Source organism: Arthrobacter bussei, assembly GCF_009377195.2.
GTDB classification, from domain to species: domain Bacteria; phylum Actinomycetota; class Actinomycetes; order Actinomycetales; family Micrococcaceae; genus Arthrobacter_D; species Arthrobacter_D bussei.
In genome coordinates this window covers 37,994-58,784 of record NZ_VJXX01000008.1, presented here as the reverse complement: position 1 = coordinate 58,784, position 20,791 = coordinate 37,994, and the positions used below count along the sequence as shown (strand labels likewise).

20 protein-coding genes are annotated in these 20,791 nt (G+C 61.8%); 12 read left to right on the top strand and 8 right to left on the bottom strand.

Features of this window, described 5'->3' with window-relative positions; all coding sequences use genetic code 11:
- Positions 1-295 precede the first annotated feature (295 nt).
- From FNH21_RS16490 to FNH21_RS16475, 4 genes are all read right to left on the bottom strand, one after another.
- Positions 296-1,789, bottom strand: coding sequence for a MinD/ParA family ATP-binding protein (locus tag FNH21_RS16490; protein ID WP_152817139.1), 1,494 nt, complete (start codon positions 1,787-1,789; stop codon positions 296-298).
- A 61-nt stretch (positions 1,790-1,850) separates the two neighbouring features.
- On the bottom strand, positions 1,851-2,147 hold the full coding sequence (locus FNH21_RS17205; RefSeq protein ID WP_241743325.1) for a hypothetical protein: 297 nt from the start codon (positions 2,145-2,147) through the stop codon (positions 1,851-1,853).
- Positions 2,148-2,453: 306 nt separating this feature from the next.
- Positions 2,454-3,524, bottom strand: coding sequence for a CHAP domain-containing protein (locus FNH21_RS16480; protein ID WP_241743324.1), 1,071 nt, complete (start codon positions 3,522-3,524; stop codon positions 2,454-2,456).
- Positions 3,525-3,545: 21 nt separating this feature from the next.
- Positions 3,546-3,845: a helix-turn-helix domain-containing protein gene (locus FNH21_RS16475; protein WP_152817138.1), complete on the bottom strand. Its 300-nt coding sequence runs from the start codon at positions 3,843-3,845 to the stop codon at positions 3,546-3,548.
- A 99-nt stretch (positions 3,846-3,944) separates the two neighbouring features.
- Between FNH21_RS16475 and FNH21_RS17465 the strand changes: the two genes are divergently transcribed.
- From FNH21_RS17465 to FNH21_RS16420, 11 genes are all read left to right on the top strand, one after another.
- Positions 3,945-4,580, top strand: coding sequence for a DUF6668 family protein (locus FNH21_RS17465; protein WP_338403335.1), 636 nt, complete (start codon positions 3,945-3,947; stop codon positions 4,578-4,580).
- A 40-nt stretch (positions 4,581-4,620) separates the two neighbouring features.
- On the top strand, positions 4,621-4,914 hold the full coding sequence (locus FNH21_RS16465) for a TrbC/VirB2 family protein (protein ID WP_152817136.1): 294 nt from the start codon (positions 4,621-4,623) through the stop codon (positions 4,912-4,914).
- 18 nt (positions 4,915-4,932) lie between these two features.
- Entirely contained in the window at positions 4,933-5,685 is a 753-nt protein-coding gene (locus FNH21_RS16460; protein WP_152817135.1) for a DUF8175 domain-containg protein, read from the top strand.
- 1 nt (position 5,686) lies between these two features.
- Positions 5,687-7,102 carry a TrbL/VirB6 family protein gene (locus FNH21_RS16455; protein WP_152817134.1) on the top strand — a complete coding sequence of 472 codons (1,416 nt, stop codon included), beginning with the start codon at positions 5,687-5,689 and terminating at the stop codon, positions 7,100-7,102.
- Positions 7,086-8,594 (top strand): SCO6880 family protein, encoded by a 1,509-nt coding sequence (locus FNH21_RS16450; protein ID WP_338403334.1) that lies wholly within the window; start codon positions 7,086-7,088, stop codon positions 8,592-8,594. The genes FNH21_RS16455 and FNH21_RS16450 overlap by 17 nt, the downstream gene beginning before the upstream one ends.
- The gene (locus FNH21_RS16445; RefSeq protein WP_152817132.1) at positions 8,595-10,211 is read left to right on the top strand and encodes a helicase HerA domain-containing protein; all 1,617 of its coding nucleotides are present in this window, start codon (positions 8,595-8,597) and stop codon (positions 10,209-10,211) included. It abuts the gene before it with no gap.
- The gene (locus FNH21_RS16440; RefSeq protein WP_152817131.1) at positions 10,208-11,941 is read left to right on the top strand and encodes a type IV secretory system conjugative DNA transfer family protein; all 1,734 of its coding nucleotides are present in this window, start codon (positions 10,208-10,210) and stop codon (positions 11,939-11,941) included. The genes FNH21_RS16445 and FNH21_RS16440 overlap by 4 nt, the downstream gene beginning before the upstream one ends.
- A complete protein-coding gene (locus FNH21_RS16435; RefSeq protein ID WP_338403333.1) occupies positions 11,938-12,432 on the top strand; it encodes a DUF4913 domain-containing protein in 495 nt (164 codons plus the stop codon). The genes FNH21_RS16440 and FNH21_RS16435 overlap by 4 nt, the downstream gene beginning before the upstream one ends.
- Positions 12,433-12,539: 107 nt before the next feature.
- On the top strand, positions 12,540-13,163 hold the full coding sequence (locus FNH21_RS16430) for a Pycsar system effector family protein (protein ID WP_152817130.1): 624 nt from the start codon (positions 12,540-12,542) through the stop codon (positions 13,161-13,163).
- Between the two features lie 86 nt (positions 13,164-13,249).
- Complete coding sequence (locus tag FNH21_RS16425) at positions 13,250-14,173, top strand: hypothetical protein (protein WP_152817129.1); 924 nt, start codon at positions 13,250-13,252, stop codon at positions 14,171-14,173.
- 96 nt (positions 14,174-14,269) lie between these two features.
- Positions 14,270-16,045, top strand: coding sequence for an SIR2 family protein (locus tag FNH21_RS16420; protein WP_191932085.1), 1,776 nt, complete (start codon positions 14,270-14,272; stop codon positions 16,043-16,045).
- Between the two features lie 120 nt (positions 16,046-16,165).
- Here the strand turns inward: FNH21_RS16420 and FNH21_RS16415 are convergent, their stop codons facing one another.
- Genes FNH21_RS16415 through FNH21_RS16400 form a run of 4 tightly spaced genes read right to left on the bottom strand, consistent with a single transcriptional unit; the run spans position 16,166 to position 19,654 of the window.
- On the bottom strand, positions 16,166-16,756 hold the full coding sequence (locus FNH21_RS16415; RefSeq protein ID WP_152817127.1) for a GNAT family N-acetyltransferase: 591 nt from the start codon (positions 16,754-16,756) through the stop codon (positions 16,166-16,168).
- A gap of 28 nt (positions 16,757-16,784) precedes the next feature.
- The gene (locus FNH21_RS16410) at positions 16,785-17,543 is read right to left on the bottom strand and encodes a hypothetical protein (protein WP_152817126.1); all 759 of its coding nucleotides are present in this window, start codon (positions 17,541-17,543) and stop codon (positions 16,785-16,787) included.
- Positions 17,544-17,564: 21 nt separating this feature from the next.
- Positions 17,565-19,247 carry a relaxase/mobilization nuclease domain-containing protein gene (locus FNH21_RS16405; protein WP_152817125.1) on the bottom strand — a complete coding sequence of 561 codons (1,683 nt, stop codon included), beginning with the start codon at positions 19,245-19,247 and terminating at the stop codon, positions 17,565-17,567.
- Between the two features lie 2 nt (positions 19,248-19,249).
- Positions 19,250-19,654 carry a plasmid mobilization protein gene (locus FNH21_RS16400; protein ID WP_152817124.1) on the bottom strand — a complete coding sequence of 135 codons (405 nt, stop codon included), beginning with the start codon at positions 19,652-19,654 and terminating at the stop codon, positions 19,250-19,252.
- Positions 19,655-20,363: 709 nt separating this feature from the next.
- Here FNH21_RS16400 and FNH21_RS16395 point away from each other — a divergent pair.
- Entirely contained in the window at positions 20,364-20,675 is a 312-nt protein-coding gene (locus tag FNH21_RS16395) for a hypothetical protein (RefSeq protein ID WP_152817123.1), read from the top strand.
- Positions 20,676-20,791: the final 116 nt, after the last annotated feature.

Below are 20,791 nucleotides of genomic sequence, written 5' to 3'. Positions count from 1 at the left end.
GCTGGAGCTGTCCTACCCTGATGGCGCGAAGCAGACGATGCGTGGTTTCGCGATGGCGTGGGCGGCGGGAGAGGTCTGCGCGCAGTGGGTCGAGTTCTCGCGTGCTCGTGAGGCGTGGGTGCTACCAAGCCAATGCAGCCGGCGCGAGATCCCGGTCAAGAATCGGTTCGGTACCGCCCCCTGAATTTGTCCCGTCAGAGGCGGCAGATAGTCTTAACGACAGAAGCAGCTGGCACTCCGTGATTCCCCCATTCACGTAGAGCGCCGGCTGCTTTTTGTCTGAGGTGGCGTTGAGCTAGAACCCTGTGGCGACGGCCGCTGCGGCTGCAAGCCAAGCTCGCTGCGTCTCGGGGCGCAGCGCCTCGTAGCGGATCGGTCCGTTGACCAGAGCCGGGTCGTAGGGGATGCGGACGACGGAGCGGACATAGGGCTCGAACCCATCCGCGATACGGCGGGCCTCCTGCTTCGCTCGCTTCAAAGCATCACCGGACATGCTGCGCTTGGCGTCGGTTGACTCAGAGACGATGACAACCGCGTTGCGTGCCAGCTCGGCGTCGTGCCCACCGCGGGAGATGAGGGTCTGGAGCGTCAGGCGTGCGGCCTCGGCGCGGTCCTCGACGGCTGTTACAGGGACGACAAGCTGGTTGGTGTGGTGAATCATCCGCCGCCAGTTTGCGGCCCGGGCGGTGTTGCCTGAGTCCATGACGATCAGCCGGTAGTAGCGGGTGAGTACCTGGTGGGCGATGTCGACTTCCTCGGCGGTGACCTCGTGATCGCCTTCCTCATCCTCATCTGAGCGCAGGACGTCGAACTTGTCGACGGTCTGGTGGTGGACGAACTTGGCAATCTCGGCCGCGTTGGTCTCGGGGGAGAGAAGCTGCTGCGAGGAGTCGATGAGATCCAGCACGCTCCGGTCATGGGCGCCCTTCTCAGTGCGCCATCCCAGCGTGCCCTGGGACTCGTTGTTGTCCCACGCGCAGGTTGAGGCGCCGCTATAGCGGGCGAGGATCGCACTGAGCATCACGACGGTGGGTGTCTTATTAGCCCCACCTTTCCGGTTCACGACGGCGATGAGGCGAGGACCGGGCCAGTGCTGGCTGACAACTCTGATGTCGTCGCGCTCGGCCAGCTCCTCTGCTGACGGTGCCATGCGGAAGCCCAGTCTCGTCATCGCTCCCCGCCACCCTCGGGTGGCCGGCTCCATAACCGGTTCACTCACGAGGAAAGACGTGTCCTTCAAACTGCGGCGCATCGGTGCGTCCTCAACAGGCTCTGCAACGGGTGCTGGGGCAGGAGCGGAGCTAGTGCCTGTAGCGCCCTGCGGGACTGCCCTGGACGTCGGCACGGAACTGATAAGCGTCGATGGTGTCATGGTGTGATCCTGTCGCTCTACGGGTCGTTCCGTAGACGTTGGGGCCGACCCGGCTGGCGTGAAGATCGGCGCGGGTGCGTCATTCTCGGTACCGCGAGGTTTGGTAGTTGAGGATGCCGGCGACTCAGGGCGGCGGCGACGGTTCTTGGCCTCGGTGGCAACTTCCTGGATGTTCCCGTCCGGGTGGACGATCAGCTCGCCGTCGCCTTCCGGGCCTTCGGTGTAGACGCGAACGGGTCGGTTGAGAACGTTCGCCTGCGCGGCTATGACGGTCATTGATTCACGGCGTAGCGCGGTCTCGTCCGCGGCGATGATGGGGCGGGAGTTGCCCGCAATGACGACTTCTCCGGTGCCGTTGGCACGGACGATGGCACGGATCTGAGGGAAGTCTGAGACGTCGGCTGGGTTGGTGGTCATGCTGGTGTTCCTTTACGTCAGAGGCGGATCGGTAAAGAGCGTTCGTGCAACTGGGAGGGCGTTAGTTCACGCCCTCGGGTGGGTAGAGGCGATTGACCTTCCACGGCTCGTCCTGGCTCTGGCGGAGCAGCTGCACACCGTAGGGGCCGACGTCGGTTGGCACGGTCGCCATGACGCCGAACCCGTTGCTGGGGTCGACATCGAGGATTGCTGGTCCCGTGACCTCGGTGACGGGCACGTTGGCCGGGTCGACGGCGGAATAGGCGGTCGTGGCCTCCGGGGTGAGCCAGCGGGCGAAGTCATTGGCCCACTGGGTTTCCTCGACGGTCGGTCGCGCAAAAACCGTGAGCGCATTCACGGCGGTTTCCTTGGCTGCTTCTTCGTCCCCGGGGAGCCATTCGGGGGTCGCCGACACACTGGTCTCCGGTGCCTGCGGGCCATCTCCGACACTGCGTGAGGGGGTGTAGGTGCTCGTGGGGCTCGGCTCGGCCGCGGGTGGTGTGTCCTCGGACGTAGTCCCGATTCGGTCACCGCCGAAGCAGGCGGCACACAGCAGCAAAGACGCTGCGGTGAGGACGATAGCACCGGCCCGGGCGCTGACACGGACGTAGGACGTGCGGTGGTTGTGATGTCGCTGCGCGGCAGGATTCATCAGGTGGGCTCCTTAGTTATCGCCGGGGAAGTAGAGGTATGCGCTGACCTCGTCGGGCTGAATGTTGCGTGACCCGTACTTGTGATCGTTCGGGGGTGCCTGACCGTTGTATTCCTCGATCGCCACGATGCCGTCGTCGTTGATGGCCGTGACCCATGCGACGTGACCCACGGAGCCTGCGCCGCCGACGTTGGCTGCGTAGTAGGCGACGGCGTTGACGCGGGGCTCCTGCCCTGTCTCCCAGCCTTGGCGCTGCCATGCTCCGATCCACGTTTCGGCGTTGCCAAGCGTGAGATCGGAGTTGTGGTACTTCCACGGTGCGCTCGTAACGCCAGCTGCGGCGTTCAGCCGCCAGAGCGCGAAGTCAGTACACTCGCGGTTATACATTCCCAGCGGTGACACGGCTCCCGGCGGGCAGAAGCCGCCGATCGGGCAGAAGGCGGAAGTTGACCAGGGCAAGTCATCGCCCGCTCCGATCGGCTGACCGGTTCCCCCGGCAAGACAGGGCTCCAGCCCTTCAATGTCGGCCACTACCGCGACAATTTGGACTGCGTCAGCCCAGTATTTTTCATAATGGAACGGATCTGCGTTTCGCTGGACCTTATGCGCGGCCTCGGTAGGCGACAGGGACTCCCACCCCTCAACAGCTTGCAGCGCTTTGAAGAAGTTGGTTGCACTCGTCGTGGGGTCCATGCGGTCTTCGTAGGAGCCCCACGCGCCGTTGTCGCGCTGTTGAAAGAGTCCTCGGGAGTCAGGACCAGGTCCATCTCCGCGGTCGAGTACCTGGAGTGTGGATTCCCCCATGGCTGTCATGACGCCGATGGTTTGGCCCTTCACGCTGAGGTCGATGGCTTTGCCTGCGTTGACGATCAGAGCAGCGTTCACCAACTGCTCACCGGCATAACCGGCAACGTCCTCAGTGGGGAGATTGGCCGGGTCGACGTCGGAGCTACTCGTGGGCGTGCAGTCGCCCGCTGCGGCGGGTTGTTCGCTACCGCCCATGAGAACGACCACGAGAATCAACCCGAAAAAGAGCGCGGGCACCAGTGCCAGCGCAAAGTAAATGAGACCTTTCGACTTCAAGCTGTTCCCCCTAGGTACACCTTATTGCGGGTCTTGCTCCAGTTCAGTCGGTGCCTTCTCCGGCACCTCTGCCTGTTCTTCTGTCGAAGCCTCGGACGGAGACTGAATGTTGCGTGAGCTCATCAGGTGCTCGCGCACCTCGTCGCGGAAGATGATCCACGTTCCGCCGAGCTTGTAGGCGGGGACCACCCCGCGGTTAAGCCACTGATAGGCGGTAGCCCGCTTCACTCCCAGCACGTCGGCCAGTTGTTCGATGGTCAGGTTCTCCGGCAACTCCGCGAACCGGTCATACAAAACTCCCACTAGCTGTACACCTTCCATCGCCACATAATACACGCCTAAACAGACAAAACAGAACTAGGTAGACAAAACCGTACGATCCTCTAAGCTGTAAGGACGGCAGAACGCGGATCGTCACTAATGCCTTATAGGATCATCCTCGATTCGAAAGGGGGATTTATGAATCAGCAGCAGAACGCCTGGATAGCTGCAGTCACGCCTGTAGTGGCACCGGCTGAGGCGGAGGCTGCACCAGTTTCGCTACCTCCACTGACAGGTGCGGCCCTTCCTCAGGGGGGCATCCCTGCACCTGACGCCGCCGATCGGCTTCCTCGCCGGCAGGTCCTCGGGACAGCATCCCTCTGGGTCGTTGGAAGTCACGGCGGAGCGGGCGAAAGCACTCTCTCTCGCCTGATCGAGGGCTCACGAGCCACGCACCATTCATGGCCCGTGACCGGGGATACAGACACCAACCCGCGAGTTCTCTTAGTTTGCCGTTCCAGCATGAACGGGCTGGAAGCGGCGCAACGAGCACTCATCGAGTGGACGTCGACGCCACTAGTTCAGGTAGATCTCCTCGGGCTGACCGTGCTGGCAGACGCTCCGGGAAAGCTGCCCAAGCCGCTGCGAGATCTCGCAGCGATCGTGGGAGGCGGAGCCCCACGCCTGTGGCATCTGCCATGGGTCGAAGCCTGGCGGACAGGCGATGTGGCACCTGAACAACTGCCACGCGAAATCCGAAAATTTCTCACCGAAGTAAATTCGCTGCTGCCCTAAATTCGTGCAGCGGCGTCGTCTCTAATTGAAAGGTCTCACCATGATTCACTCCGCCCTCGCACTACAAGCCGCAGCATTGGACGTCCTCGCAGTAGTACCGAACCCCGGCGGTGGTGAGGCACCTCCCGGCTCTGAGGGTCTGCTGACGATCCTCCGCTGGGCGGCATGGATCGGCTTCGCGATCGGCGTCCTCGGCGTGATTATTTCCGGAATCACGATGATGATTCAGGTCCGCAACGGCAGCGGCGGTGAAGGTCTCGCCCGCCTTGGATGGGTGCTCGCAGGCTGCGTCATCGTCGCTGGCGCGTCCGGCCTCGTCGCCACCTTCGTCTAATCAGGAACGGAGCCCACGATGAGTGAATCGACGACCGAGAACGACAACCGCAACCCCTTCACCCGGCCCGGTTTCATCCTCTCTGCCGCGCTGATCGTGGCGCTCATTGCGGCCGTGCTGGTAATAGCCTTCCTGCCTCGGAACGGAAACGATGAGGCCACCACGCCGACACCAGCTGCAACTTCCTCCGCCGCTACCGCCGAACCTAGTGCGGCTCAGAGTGCAGCGGCGGGGGAGAGCGTGTGTGGTCTCAGCGGGAGTAGTGAAACTGCTTTAGGTGCTGCGCCTGAGAGCAACTGGGAGCTGACTGGAACGATGGCCGTCCCCAGTGATCCTGCACAGGTAGGCCCGGGCGAAGCTACTGACTCCGGCACTCCCTATTGCTTCGCAGCAACTCCCACTGGCGCCCTCTACGCGGCGACCAACATCTTCGCCTCACTTGTTTACGGCGATCAGATGAACGTCTTTCAGCAGCAGGTAGCTTCCGGTCCAGAACGTGATGAGGCTATCGCTGCGCTCCAAGCGAATGGAGTTTCCAGCACTCCAGCTAACCCTGCCTTCCAGGTGCAGGGTTTCCAGTTACAGCGGTACTCAACGTCCGCTGCAACTGTCGTACTTGGCTTCAACATCGAAAACGGCTCAGTCGGCTCTATCACCATGCCTTTGGTGTGGGAAGACGGAGATTGGAAGCTGGCTCTGGAACAAAGCGGACCTCCAGAACCGCGGCAGCTCAATGACCTGACCGGTTTCATTCCATGGAGCGGTGTCTGATATGGAAGACGAAGAGTGTCAGTTCTGGGACGCGGGTTGCAAGATAAAAGAAGGTACGTCGGACTGGGTAGGTAGCGTTGCCGGCGATGCACTCGAAAATCTAGGTGTCGCGATTACTGAGTCACTGAGTCAAATCGTGACCACCCTATCGACCTTTTGGGTCGATATGCCTACTAGCAACCTGACGACCACTGACGGCGTCTCTGGATCTCCCACGGTTTCGTTCCTTCAAGATGGGCTCTGGTATTGGACAGCAGCGCTGGCGGTTGTGGCCGTCATCGTCGGCGGCACCCGCATGATGTGGGAGCAGCGCGGCGAGCCAGTGCGAGATCTGTTGCGCTCCTTGATGACCTTGACCCTTGTGTCAGGCATGGGTCTGGCGGTCATCGCCCTCCTGATCGTCGCCTCTGACGGATTCTCGTCCTGGATCATCGATCAGTCAACGGACGGCAACGGGTTCGCTCCAGCGATTCAAGCGATGATCCTGAGCGGGGAAGGAGAAATCGCCATCTTCATGGTGATAATCCTCGGCTTGGTCGGGATCATCACGTCGGTTATTCAGATCGTGCTGATGGTCGTGCGCAGCGGAATGCTCGTCATTTTGGCCGGGATACTCCCGACCACTGCGGCGTTCACGAACACCGAAATGGGCAAGCAGTGGTTTCAGAAGACAGTGGGCTGGACGCTGGCTTTCATCCTGTACAAGCCCGCTGCTGCCATCGTCTATGCAACGGCTTTCCGGCTTGTTGACACGGACCTCGCGAACGCGAACGTACTGCTGAACACCATTACCGGTGTCGCGTTGATGATCGTCGCCCTGCTGGCGTTACCTGCCCTGCTGCGGTTCGTCACTCCTGTTGTGGGTGCTATCGCAAGCGGCGGCGGCGGTGGGGGTATGGCCGCTGGAGCGCTCGGCGCTGCGGCCACAGCTGCGATGCCCTCTGGTGCGCGATCGACTGGAGCGGCGGGCCGCGGTGGTGGTGCGGCGGCTCCAACGCCGGCTAGCAGTTCGAGCGGCGGGAAGAGTTCCAGTGGTGGTGACAGCGGCGGTAAGTCGTCCAGCTCGCCGTCCGGTAGCTCTGTTACAGGGAGTAGCTCCTCTGGAGCCGCGCCCACTGCGGGTTCGGGTGGCAAGGGTACGCAGGGCGCAGCTGGTACCGGCACGCCGGGGCCGTCCGGTGCTCCTGGTGGCGCAGTGCCGGCGATGGCTGGTGCGGGAGTCTCCGGTGCCGGCGCGAGTGCTGGTGGTGCTGGGGTTGCATCTGGCGCAGCGGCAGGAGCACGAGTCGGTGCGGTAGCTGGTCCTGTAGGGGCCGCTGCGGGTGCAGCGATCTCCACGGCATCCAAGGGTGCGCAGGCAGTAAAGCAGGTCTCAGACGAAGCGGCGGGGGATGGTCCAAGTGGCAGCAACGGTTAACAACTACAAGGAGCCCACATACGGGAATTGGCGGGTTCCACGATCGGCGGGCCTCGGCAATTTCGGTGCCATCGGTACCGGAATCATTCTCGTAGGACTGATCCTCGCGATCAGCTCGTTCGCGATCTTCAACATTTTCGTTGGCCTGGGCGTGCTCGGCGTCTTCGGCATCGCCCTTCTGTTGCTCACGATCAAGGACAAGCACGGGCAAACGCTCGTGGACCGGGTAGGGACACGGGCGGTGTTCAACCGTGCACGGCGCAAAGGCACAAATCTCTACCGTTCCGGCCCGCTCGGCGTGACGCCCTGGGGAATGTTCCAGCTTCCCGGTATCGCCGCGAAGTCCCGGCTGTACGAGTTCGAGGACTCGTACAAGCGGCGTTTCGCCATGCTGCACATGCCTACAACTGGTCACTACACGGTGATTTTCTCGACGGAACCTGACGGTGCTTCGCTGGTCGATCCCGAACAGGTCGACAACTGGGTTGCAAACTGGGGTGGCTGGATTGCCGCTCTAGGTGATGAGGCGGGGATCGAGGCCGCATCGGTCACGGTCGAGACCGCCCCCGATTCGGGGTACCGGCTTCGCAACGAGGTCGAGATGAACATTGACGAATCGGCACCGGAGGTCGCGAAGGCGATGCTGCGGGAGGTCATCCGTTCCTACCCTGAGGGCTCGGCCACCGTGCGTGCATGGATCACGCTGACGTTCAACGCAACGATGCGTGCCGGTTCACGGAAGCGGGAGCCGCAGGAGGTCGCTCGTGACCTTGCTTCCCGCCTTCCTGGGCTCTCTCAGCGCTTGCAGGCAACCGGTGCCGGCATCGCCCGCCCGATGGCTGCGCAGGAGCTATGCGAGGTTGTCAGGGTCGCCTACGATCCGCCGGCTGCGCTCGTGATCGATGAGGCTCACGCCGCCGGTCACCCCGTGGAACTGTCCTGGGCCGACGTCGGCCCGTCCGGGGCTCAGACGAACTGGGAGCACTACCGGCACGAGGGGGCCATTTCGGCGTCGTGGACGATGACAGCCGCTCCGCGTGGGTCTGTCCATGCCAACGTGCTCTCTAAGTTGCTGGCTCCGCACGGGGACGTTGACCGCAAACGGGTGACACTGCTGTACCGCCCGATGGACTCGTCGCGGGCCGCTCAAGTCGTGGAGCGTGACCAGAACAACGCCAACGTGCGGATTACCTCAGGGACTCGCCCCTCAGCTCGTGCCCTTGTCGACGCCCGATCCGCTGCACAGACGGCGGCTGAGGAAGCCCAAGGTGCGGGGCTCGTGAATTTCGGTCTGGTCGTCACGGCCACCGTCAACGCAGTCGACAGGCTGCCCGATGCTGTTGCCGCTGTGGAACAGACGTCGGGCGCTGCCCGGTTGCTGCTGCGCCGCGCCTACGGGGCGCAGGACACTGCCTTCGCGGCGTCCTTGCCGATCGGCTTGGTGCTGCCAAGGCACGCCCTGCTGCCAAGCGAGATCCGGGAGGCACTGTAGATGGCTCGCATGAAGATCCAGAAGACCGCCCGCGGGGCCGGCACGGCGGAACCGAAGCCAAAAAAGGAGAAGAAAGCCCAGAAGCCGGCACTGATCCGAGAAAAGGTCCCCGGTTCCCGAGGCTGGCGCGGCCGCGGTGGCGGCGCGACGTCCTTGATTCCGACGGTCCGCGAGTACCGCGGAACGACAGTGCAGGTCTGCGGCCTCTGGCCGTTCGCCTCCGGGGCATCCTCACCCATGATCGGCGTTCCCTTGGGCAAGCATGAGGAAACTCAGGCCACAGTCTGCTGCGATCCAATCAGCTGGTTCCAGCGGGCACGGCTGATCTCGAATCCATCCGCGTTCATCCTCGGGAAGCCGGGTCTGGGGAAGTCCACGCTTGTGCGTCGGATGTCGCTCGGGCTCGCCGGTCAGGGCACAAGCCCCCTGATCCTCGGGGATCTAAAAGGCGAATACGTTGACCTGGTGGAGGCTCTGGAGGGTCAGGTGATTCCCCTCGGTCGAGGCCGTGGATACCTGAATATCCTCGACCCGGGCGAGGCCATCGAGGTCGCACAGCTTCTCGAGCGCGAGGGCCACCAAGAGGAGGCGTCACGGGTGCGTGCAGACGCACACGCGCGCCGCCTGAACATGGTGGTTGCGCTGGTGACAATCAGCCGGAACATGCCGCCCACCGATCAGGAACAGACAATCCTTGACCGTGCGCTGCGCTGGCTCGATGACAACTTCGACGGCGTGCCGATCCTCGGGGACCTGCTCAAAGTCCTCCAGGACGGCCCTGACGAGTTGCAGCAGGTAGCACTGAACCGTGGCGACTGGGCGCTCTACCAGCAGGAGACACGGGCTCTGGAGGCCACGCTGCTCGGATTGACCGGCGGTGGGAAGCTCGGTGAAATCTTCTCCCGCCACACGTCAAACCCGATGAAGCGAGGCAAGGCCGTGGTGTTCGACGTGTCCAGCGTCGACGAGACCGAAACCGATTTGCAGGCAGCGATCCTTTTGGCCTGCTGGTCCTACGGCTTCGCCACCGTCAACGTGGCCCACGCTCTGGCTGACGCCGGTATCGAACCGCGGCGGCACTACTTCGTGGTGCTCGATGAGCTGTGGCGTGCGCTGCGCGCGGGCAAGGGCATGGTTGACCGCGTGGACGCGCTCACCCGCCTCAACCGCTCGGTCGGTGTCGGACAGGTCATGATCTCCCACACGATGAGTGACCTTCTGGCACTGCCGGCCGAAGAGGACCGGATGAAGGCCCAAGGCTTTGTGGAGCGTTCCGGGATGGTCATCTGCGGTGGCCTCCCGGCATCCGAGATGGCGTTGTTGACCAAAGCGGTACCGTTGTCGCGTCAGGAACAGCAGAAACTCGTGTCCTGGCAAGATCCGCCAGCATGGGACTCCCACGGCACCGACGTTGAACCACCCGGGCGGGGAAAGTTCCTCATCAAGGTAGGCGGTCGCCCCGGCATCCCCGTCCATATCGGTCTGACCAACGTGGAAGAAGATCTCCGGCTGAACGACACCGAGAAGCGGTGGCACGGCACAGGGGAAGCACCACTCCTCGCAGAATCCGCTGCACTGGCTCCCGTACCGACTCCAGCTACAGGAGATTTCTCATGAGCGCTCCGAAGCGGAAAAGCACCACTGGCAGCTACACCGAGGCAATCCTCCTGTTCTCGGCTCTGGGCCTCGTGGCCGTCGTCGTCGGAGGTTCATGGATCTGCCTCCACTGGGGATCAGCTCTAGCCGGCCTGCCGGCCCCGCCCTCACACCCCGTGGAGCTCATCGCAGCTCTGGCCAAGGGAGAAATCCCGTGGCCGATCCAGTCGACCTTCGTCGCCGGCGGTCTGGGTGTGATCCTGCTGGCCCTGATCGTCATGATCATCGTGCTCGCCACCCGTTCCGGAAAGAACCGGACACGGGTCGACAAAGCAGCCGTGTACATGGGCCGGGGCAAGGATCTCGATCACCTTTCCACTAAGGGCGCCAAAGCCACCGCGGAACGCCTCGGCGTCTCCGACTCGGTCGGCGTGCCGCTGGGGCGCACGGTGGCCGGCAAGCGGGCGCTGTGGTCCTCGTGGGAGGACATGCTGATCCTCATTGCGGGACCACGAACGATGAAAACGACGTCCTACGCAGTGCCGGCCATTCTGGAGGCACCGGGAGCGGTTGTAGCGACGTCGAACAAGCGAGACATCGTGGACGTCACCCGCGCGGTCCGCAGCGAGGCTGGCGACGTGTGGGTCTTCGACCCGCAGAACGTGGCCGAAGAGGAAGCCACCTGGTGGTGGAATCCCCTGAGCTATGTCACCGACGAAGCCACGGCCGCGCGGCTGGCGGTCCACTTCGCCACCGGCTCACGGGAACCGGGCTCCAAGCCCGATGCCTACTTCGATCCGGCTGCGCGGAACCTGTTGAAGTCGTACCTGCTCGCAGCAGCTCTCGACGGTCAGCCGATCACGCAGGTTTACCTATGGCTCACTCGGCAGGCTGACGAACGTCCCGCTGACATTCTCAAGGAACACAGCTACGACCTGCTCGCTGAGACGGTGATCTCGCGTCTCAACCAGCCAGACAAGCAGCGTGCCGGCGTGTTCGGTACAGCACTCGAAATGGTTTCGTGTCTCACCGATCGGAAGGTGAGCAAGTGGATCAACCGCACTGTCTCAGATGGCGGCCAGGAGCGCCCGGAGTTCGTTCCGGAGGATTTCGTGCGTGGCACCGGCACTCTCTATAGCCTGTCCCGTGAAGGTGAGGGGACCGCCGGCCCCCTCGTCACTGCCCTGACGGTCGCCGTTGTCGAGGCCGCTGAGAGATTCGCTACCTCCCAGCCCGGGGGACGGCTCGCGCGTCCCCTGCTCGGCGTTCTGGACGAGGCCGCGAACGTCTGCCGGTGGAAGAACCTGCCCGATCAGTACAGCCACTACGGCTCGCGCGGGATCATTCTGATGACGATCCTTCAGTCCTGGTCACAGGGCGTGGAGGTCTGGAACGTCGAGGGAATGCGGAAGCTCTGGTCCGCGTCCAACATCAAGATCTACGGCGGCGGCGTCTCGGAAGTGCAATACCTCGATGAGTTGTCACGGCTCATCGGCCAGTACAGCTACATCAATGTCTCCCGGAGCTCGGGCAAATCTGGGCGCTCCAGCTCACGGCAGGAATCGAAGGACGAGATCCTGTCCGTGTCCGATCTGACTGCCCTACCTCGCTTTCGCGCAATCATGCTGGCCTCGGGAGCACCGGCCACAATGATCGAAACGATCCCGTACATGAACGGTCCTCACGCGGAGCGGCTGAAAGCAGCGCAAGCAACTGCCGCAGCTCGGGATCTCGGTGAGGTCGTCGCGTGAGTGACTTCGTGGACGTGTTCAACTCCGATGAGGACACGTTGGAGGCTGTCGACACCAACACAGGTGAGCTGACCGGTTCCGTCGACGTCGACGGACCTGCTGCCGCTGCCGCTGCCGAACCGGAAGACGCTGCACCGCAGCTGTACTATCCCAACCCGATCGCGTTCTTCGCCGGCACTCTGGGGCCGTCATATGTGCGCGACGTCGGCAACGGCTCCGAGTTTATCTGGTGCCCGGAGTGGCACAAACACCCTGAGGCTCTGAGCCGGATAGAAGCGGTCTGGAGAGCATGGGAATACCTGCGCATGGACGGCTCCCTTGGGATCAGTACGTGGTGGATCAACCACGCTGACCCGCACATGCGGATGCTCATGGCTCCCAATGGGTGCTTTAAAAAGTGCGTCTACAACGGCCACACGGAGCGCACGAAGCCAGAGCATCTGAGCTTGCCGCACATCGAACCTGAGATGGATCTGTACCCAGACTACTAAGACTCGTAAGACTTATAAGACTGAGAGAGCCGAGGAACTTCACCCGTGGGTAACACCAACCGAACACGCAACAAGGTGCCGAAACCAATCAGACCTGAGACGGTCGAATGAACCTCTTTCGAAAGCCTGCGTCTTCGGTGCCCGAAGTTGTACTGGCAGAACCTGATCATGCGTGGAAGGTCCTTGCGACAACGAATGAGTGGATTCGTCATGCTGACGCAAAGACAGGTGTCACGTTGGCGTTTGTTGGCGTAACTGGTACGACGCTCTTCAACCTGGTCAAGGACGAGATGGAATGGAGCCCGCTCCTCAACATCCTCGTGTTTGCAGACCTACTAGCGCTCGTGTTGGCAATTACCTTTGCTTATTTCGCGCTCTCTCCTCGTACGAAGACTCGGGCCGAGCGACGCAAGTGGGTTCAAAGGAGAAAGGGACAACCTCAATCCGACGCCACAACGGCGGGGAAAGCTGCGCAGCAGGATCAAATTAACCTGCTCTTCTTTGGGCACATTGCCACGCACTACAAGGACCAAGGCCCGAGCTACCACGAGGTGCTCACTCTCATCACGAAGGACAGGGAGCGGCTGACGGGGCAAATCGCTGCACAGATTCACGAGAACTCACATGTGGCTACGAACAAGTTCAAGTACGTAGATCGAGCCATCAAAGCAGAACTAGCTGCAGTAGCTGTCCTGATCGGCATCGTAATCTCTGTGATTGTCGGCCACTGAGCAAGGTCGGTTGTGTCTTATACGTAGGTAGTTGAGATCCACTCCTGGTAGCCGAAAATGTCAGAAACCCTCCGTAGCCTTCTTCCATGAGCGATGACACCTCCTTCCTGGCCTCCCTCCTCGACTCTTTGGGCGAGGAGGTGGACACGGTCCTCGCCAACTCGGATTTTCCTGTGGTGGAGAAGGACGGAACTTTCGACGCGAAAGACATTCCCTCGTCTTCCAGTGATACCTGGGTGAAACTTCCCGAGGTGGTTGCGGTGGTATGTGACCTGAAGGGTTCCACCCACCTCGGAACGGGCAAGCACGATAAGTCGACGGCCCGCATCTACAAGAGCAGCGTCGAGGGCGCTGTCAGTATTCTGCACACCTTCGAGGCCAACTTCATCGACATCCAAGGGGATGGCGGCTTCGGCCTCTTCTGGGGTGATCGTGCCTACGAGCGCGCCCTGTGTGCCGGCGTGACGATCCGGACATTCAGCGAAGACCTCGTGCAGCGGCTGGAAAAGCGTTGGCCGCACGCCCCCGAAACCGGGTACAAGGTAGGTATCCATGCGGCCCGCACGCTGGTTAAGCGGATCGGGACTCGCAAAGTCGTAAGCGAGCAGGAAGCCGTGTGGGCAGGTAAGCCGGTCAACTACGCAGCTAAGTGCGCGCAGGCAGCTGAGCGTCACCAAGTCATCGTCACGCAGTCGGTCTGGGAGAAGTTCAGGGGCAACGATTACATTGCCTTCAGCTGCGACTGTCACGATGGGCCATCCGCGAGCTTGTGGTCCGATGTACAGGTCGATCGGTTGCCAAAGGATGACCAAGACGCCGTGGTCTTGAAATCAGGCTGGTGTGATACCTGTGGACCCAAGTTCTGTGACGCCATCATGGCAGGAGAGACAAAGCGCGATATCCCAGACGATGTGCGACGTGGGCTTCAGAAGATGCGTATGCAGGAAGCACTCACCGCCAAGCTCGCGTCTGATGTTCAGCGGCGCAACGCGTTGCGTGGATTCCGCTGAGCCATAGGGCAGTCCATCGATTCCATTCCCTACTTACAAACTGAGCCGAATACCGAAGGGTCCCAGATTATGGCTAGGCCACTTTCACCTAGTGCGATGCTCGCGACATCAATGCACGCCCAACCAGGGGTCTACGCCCTGCTGCTGGGCTCAGGCATATCAACCGGTGCTGGTATGCCGACAGGCTGGGGCGTCGTCACGGACTTGGTTCGGAAGGTTGCCGTTCAGGAAGATGCCAAAACTGCTGATCAGGCCGCAGCCAACCCCGAGGCATGGTGGTCCGAGCACCACGGTGAGGGCCTTGGGTACTCCTCCCTACTCGAGTCTTTAGCCCCGACTGCCGCTGCTCGTCAGGGTCTATTGGAGGGCTATTTTGAACCCACCAACCAGGAGCGCGAGGACGGGGTGAAGGGTCCGAGTGCCGCCCACCGGGCCATTGCCCAGTTGGTCAAAAAGGGATACGTAAAGGTCATCCTCACCACGAACTTCGATCGTCTCATGGAGGAGGCGCTGAGCGCCGAGGGAGTGGCCGCTCAAGTGATCTCCCGCTCCGACGCTGTGGCTGGAATGCAGTCCCTACCCCACGCGCCCATAACGGTCGTCAAACTGCACGGTGACTACAAAGACTTGGGTTCGCTGAATACTCCCGAGGAGCTGGCTTCCTACCCGCAGCCGTGGAACGACCTCGTGGGACGGGTGCTGGATGAGTACGGACTGGTGATTTCCGGTTGGTCCGCAGACTGGGACACCGCACTGGTGGCTCTCATGAATGCGTCCCCGAACAGGCGATACCCGCTGTACTGGGATGCGCGCAGCAGCAAGGGCGAGAACGCTCAACAACTCCTGGCTGGGCGCCAAGGGGCGGTCATCCCAGCAGCTGGTGCTGATGAGTTGTTCACCGAGGTGCTTTCGAACATCGAAGCTTTGGAACGATTGGCCACCCCGCCGTTGACCACAGCTATGGCTGTCGCTCGCTTGAAGCGATACCTACCAGACCCTATCCGACGTATTAGTCTGCACGACCTGGTGATGGACGCTACCGAGGTAGTGGCCCAGGGTGTCATCGAGCAGCCCTTGTCCATACCGGAAGACAAGGGCGTGGCACTCCAAGAGGTGCTCGATGATCACCGAGAACGATCACATCTCCTACGCACGCTCCTTGTCGAAGGCGTCCGACACGATAGCGATAGAGTCCACGACAGACTGTGGCTGGATGTCCTTCAGCGACTAATGGATGTCGGCTCCGTCAGACGTCTTGGAGTACCCATTCAGGAGCATCTGGACAAGGCCCGGCTCTATCCCGCCTTACTCGTCCAGTCAGCAATGGGAACCGCTGCTACACATCGCCGTCGCGACGACCTGATTATCAACCTCGGTACGCAGGTCGTTGGAACACTCGATTACGGAGTCCGCCTCAGGTTTCCTGCAGCACAACTCGTGCATCCCTGGCGCGCCCTCGACCAGGACAGTGTGAAACTACTGCCACGCTATCGAAATCAGCGTTGGATCTACCCAGTCAGCCGCCTTCTAAGGGAGGACACTAGGGATGCCCTGTCCAGTCTCATACCGGACGACGATCAATACATCGAGACCTTTCACGGGTACGAATACCGTATGAGCCTCGTCCATGCCCTCACCGCCAAAGGTACGGAGTATCTCCACGGGCCTATGCCGGGTGAATATGTCGGCGAGAGAGCATGGTCGAGGGACCAACAGGACGTGCCGCTGGCAGAGCTAGCTTTCCGAGAAGCAGCCGGCCTTGCTCACGAATGGCCTTGGGTTGAGGCTTTTGGAGGGCTCGATGGCTACGAGGCACGTCTGGTGGCACACCGAGAAAAACTGTCGCAGTTCAAAGCCCACGCTGGGTGGTGATGTGTTCTTGTCTTGAGTGGCTGACTGTAGCAATGGGCTAGTGTCTCCTGGTTGCGCTTTCGGTTGGCTCAGTTAACGAAATTCCGTAGGGGAGACCGCGGCGCTGGCTGATGTGTGATGTCAGCTCTGGATGCGTTTTTCACGTTGGATGATCCAGGCGCGATAGCCCATCCCTCGTATGATTCCAAGGTCGTGATCCCGGTAGGTGCCAAGGTGAAGGCGTTCGATGTTCGCGCCGATGGAGTGGGCGAAGCGTCTATTCAGAGCTTGTGCAGCGAGGTTGTCGTCCTGGGTGGCGAGTGCGATATCGCGGTGTGGTTCTCGTTCCGCTGCGGTGTGGAGTAGCGCTGTGGCCAATCCTCGTCGTTGAGCTTCCGGTACCACCCCGATGACTTGAATGAACAGGGGGTCGAATTCCTGGAGGCCGGGGAACGAGACGCAAAAGCCAATGTGTGTCTCATCGATCTCGGCTATAAGGACAGTCTGTGTACTGATCATCGAGGCGTTATCTCGTACAGACCTGATGCTAAGTGGTTCACACGCACCCTGTAGATCGGTCACCCGGCGAGCATCTGACGCAGTCATGGTCGCTTCGCGTATCGAGAAGTCTGATGATGACAGAGTTGCCAGATTTCGGCGCCATTCGATGCGCTTCAAATCTCGGTTGGGGGGAAAAGACATCTCGAATGCGTCGTACTCGTCGCTACTCATCCGTTCGGGCCTGTCAGCTTCAAAACTCCTATCGCGAGAGTCCGTCTCTCTCGATGGTGCGGCCTGGGCTTTGTACTGGGCGGCTCTTGGCCGTCTGTGTCGTTCTCGGGCGGCTGCTCACCGCGGCGCTTGGGTGGGTGGCTTGGTGCGTGTCCGCGATCATTCGTGCCTGTACGGCTTCGCTGCCCGCGCTCTTGCTGAGGTTGGCGGCGAGGTCTGATCGTCGTTCCGTGGTGTCCCAGCCTTCCTGCCTGGGCTCTACAGATCGTGAGGCGTCTTCCCTGCGTGCTCCTGCCACAGCCACGCCGACTATCGCTTCATCGGCTCTGGCCGATGCGCCGTTCGTCCGTTCTTCCTGCGACTGCCCGCGTGCCCTTTCGGCTTCGGCAAGCGCTGCGGAGATCTGCTGCTCAGTGGCCCCAGTGTTGTCGACGTCGATTCCGTAGCGCTGCTGCACCTGGTCTTTGATCCGCGCTGCGTGCTCCGCGGCGATCGGGTCGTGGTCCTTCCATGCGGTCGCCGTCTCGTGGGCTCGCTCCACCATGGCTGGCGTTGCCTTGTCCCACCAGTCATTTCGGCCCACCGGTTCAAGCTGGGCGCGTGCCGCGGCTTGCGATGCGGTCAACCGCTCTTTCAGGACGCGAGCCCGGTGTTCCTCTTCCTGCTGGATTCTGCGCTGCTCCTGCTCGCGCAGTCGCGCCAGCTGCTCACCTATCCGCGCGGCTGCCATCAGCCCTGCCCGCAGCGTGTTCTCCACAACGTCATCAATGCCATCGGCTTCGCTCATCAGTAGTCCCCTATCTCTGACTCATCGTTCAAGGTCTGGTTCGTTGGTCGTGTGTTGTGGTGCTCGTGCCGGTGGCATAGAACCTGCCAGTGCCGCGCGGCCCTCACCCTTGGTGAGCGGTGTCGGTACCGGCGATCCGCTACGACCTCGGCCGGCGATCTGGAAGGCTCTCAGCGTCTCCTCGTCGGCCCCTGGGTGCTGCACCCGCAGTTCCTCCAGCGTCGCCTCCTGGACCTTCACCGGGGTTCTCACAGCATGCTCCGAAACCTTCTCGTCGGGGGTGCTGGTCCTGACGGTGTTGGCGAGGGCGCTTGCCTCGACGGCTTGGGTGATACCAGCCATCGCCGTGGTGAGCCTGCGGACGCGTTGGAGGTCGTTAGTAGCCGCGTGCATATCGTGGATAGCCTTCGCGGTGAGCGCGAGCTGCCGGAACATCAGCGCATAGGCCGCGCGGTCACTCTTGGAGGTCGATGCCAGCAGGATCATCGTCGCTCCCCTGGCGGACACGATGCCGGCCTTTGGTGACTGCCCCGTGCGGGGCTCGCCGACCTGTGGGTAGTGGCGCAGCTGCGCGGACTTCGACAACTCCCGCGCCGCGTCTGCCAGCGGTCCCGGGGTTGGTTCGATGCGCTTGGACCAAGCACCGAACGCCGCTGACGTCTCTCGTGCGGCCTGCGCCCACGCCGCGTGGTCGGTGTACGGGGTGGCTGCGAGTTTGGCCCGTAGCTCCCCCACTTCCTCAGCATGCTTCTGCCATAGTTCGGCGCTCGGGGTGATGGTCTCTCGACCCGGTGTCACGACGCGCTTATTACGCCCTGCGGCGGTCCATTCACTGACAGCCTCGGTCGCGTTCTCGGGAGTACTCGTCCAGCTCATCCGCAGCTTGGGCAAGGTGAGATCCCGACCCATAGCATTACCGCCGTACCAGATGGCCCGCTCCCCCCTTACGGGTCTCTCCGCAACGGAATAGCCGGTAACGACGTCGCTTCTTCCCGCCGCGAACCGCGGGCGAACCAATAAGCCTTCCTGCCGAGTGCGACGGACAAACTCAGCTTCATCACTTGATGCTGCAGCGCAGGCACGGACGGTCCGTGCCACGCTGTGCCGCTCCACCTCGGGCTTGCCCTGGCGTCGGGCCTTCTCCTGCTCAGCCGGAGTGAATCCACGCTCCGCTCGGATCTCTCCAAGCTGGTTCAATCCGTACTTTTTCTCCAGCTCACGGGACACCTGCTGAGACTTGTACTTGGACTTCCAATCGTTCCACTTAGTGCCGTCATCACGCACCATAGACGCGACGATGTGCACGTGATCGTTACCGTTTTTACTGACGCCGTGACGCACTGCGACCCATCGACAAGGGGCTTTGCCATCGGCACCCGTGAATCCCATCGAGTCCATGTAATCGTTTGCGATGTCGCCCCATTGCTGGTCGGTGAGCTTGCCTTCCTCAGCAGCGAGGCTCAGTGAGCAGTGAAAGACGTGACCGCCGTCAACGTCGGTTCCGTAGAACTGCTTGGCCCGATCTAGTGAGTTTGCGATGTCCAGCGCTGCATCACGGTTCAACTCGTTATCGTCGTGCCATGCCATAAGCGAGGCGTCTCCGGCAACTAAGTGCGGTTCCTCATGCTCGTTCGCTCGACCCGGACCGGCGAGGTAGACCATGAGGCCACTCATACGGTCACCCTGGGTGATGTTCGGGATCACGATTACCTACCCGACATTTCCGCGAGGAGCCGGTCAACCCGGTAGATAACGCTCTTCGCGTGCGCGACGGACGCTGCGGCATCGGCGGGGATCTCGCTCGTACTGTTCGCATGACGCGCGACCTGGTTGACGTTGTTCGCGACTGTCCCCACGAGGCGAGCAAGGTTTGACAGCTCCACGAACTGGCTCCGCCGCTCTGACGGAGTCTCGCCGGCTTCGCTCAACGCTGACTCGATCAGTAATCGTGCGACGGTCACGTGGTGGCGCTCGGCAACCATCACGAGCTGCGCTTCTTCTTCCGGGGTCACCTTCACAACGTGGCGGTGCATCCGCCCCCCGTCGACGTTTGCGCGGCGGCGGCGCGACTTCCATCCCGCGAGGCCGCTGCCCGCGATCCCTTCGCTCATCCGTTTGTACCGCCTTCCCGCCCGTGTCTTTGCCAGCGCAGCGAACCCGGCCTGCCCGGGGATCACACTCCCAGTGTGCCCGACCGAACGCCGAGCGTCGAGGAAGGACCAAGTTTAGGGCACCTAAACTGCCAGCTTGCTCCGTCTCACTACCCAATCTCCCTTTTGAGCGGTTTCACAGGGCTCGGGGTCATTGACGTTCAATGGCGCGCTTCGCGCCTGACGATGCTGGACCGGCTACGCCGTTCCGTTTCGGCTGGTAACTGTACTGTCCGCCCTTCTCTTGGCAAGTCTCCGACGGCGGCTTTCGCGGCATATCCTCACTCGCTGCGCTCCCTCCGGTATTCCACGGTCCACCGTCTCCGACTTGCCAATTCACTTCGCGTCCAAGTGATGACGGCGTTGCCGAAAGGAACGGGGCAATGATGAAAGCGGGGATCACGATGGGTGCAATGGTCTTGGTAGGAGCGCGTTACGTACAGCGGAAGTACGGCGTGCCTGTGGCGGAGCTGGCTCGGTGGAGGCGACTCGGTATCGGGCCTGACTACTACCAGCCACTGGCTCGGATCATCCGTTATGACATCGGTGACGTCGGTGACTGGTTTCACGACCCCGACTACGCACATTTGCATGACTTCCCTGCCGAAGAAGTGGCGAAACGGTGTGTGAGCTAGTGCCGCCGAGGAAGGTCGCAGCTACGCTGGAAAGCATGGCAAACCTGAGCATCGAACAGACACAAGAGCAGGCACGCAACCTCCTGAACTCGCGCATCGAGTCCGTGACAGCTCTGGTCAAAGCGAGGCAGCGAATAGCTGACCTGCAGGAGCAGCTCGCCGAAGCAGAGAAGGAAGATAAGCGCGCCTACGTCCGTGCCACAAAGGACGGGTGGAGTGCCGATGAACTCAAGAAGCTCGGGCTCGAGAATAGCGCTGCAACAACCCGCCGCCGCAACAACCGGAAGCAGTCGGCCGCCCTGTCACCCAGCGACCAGGCTTCGACTACCGGCGAGGAACAAGAGTGAGTCTCATCAGCCGATTGTTCGGCAGTTCAAGTGATGATTCCAGCGCATCACCTAGCAATGCTGTGGAGACGGAAGCGTGCCCCTCCTGCGGCAAAGAGACCGACGTGCTCGACTTC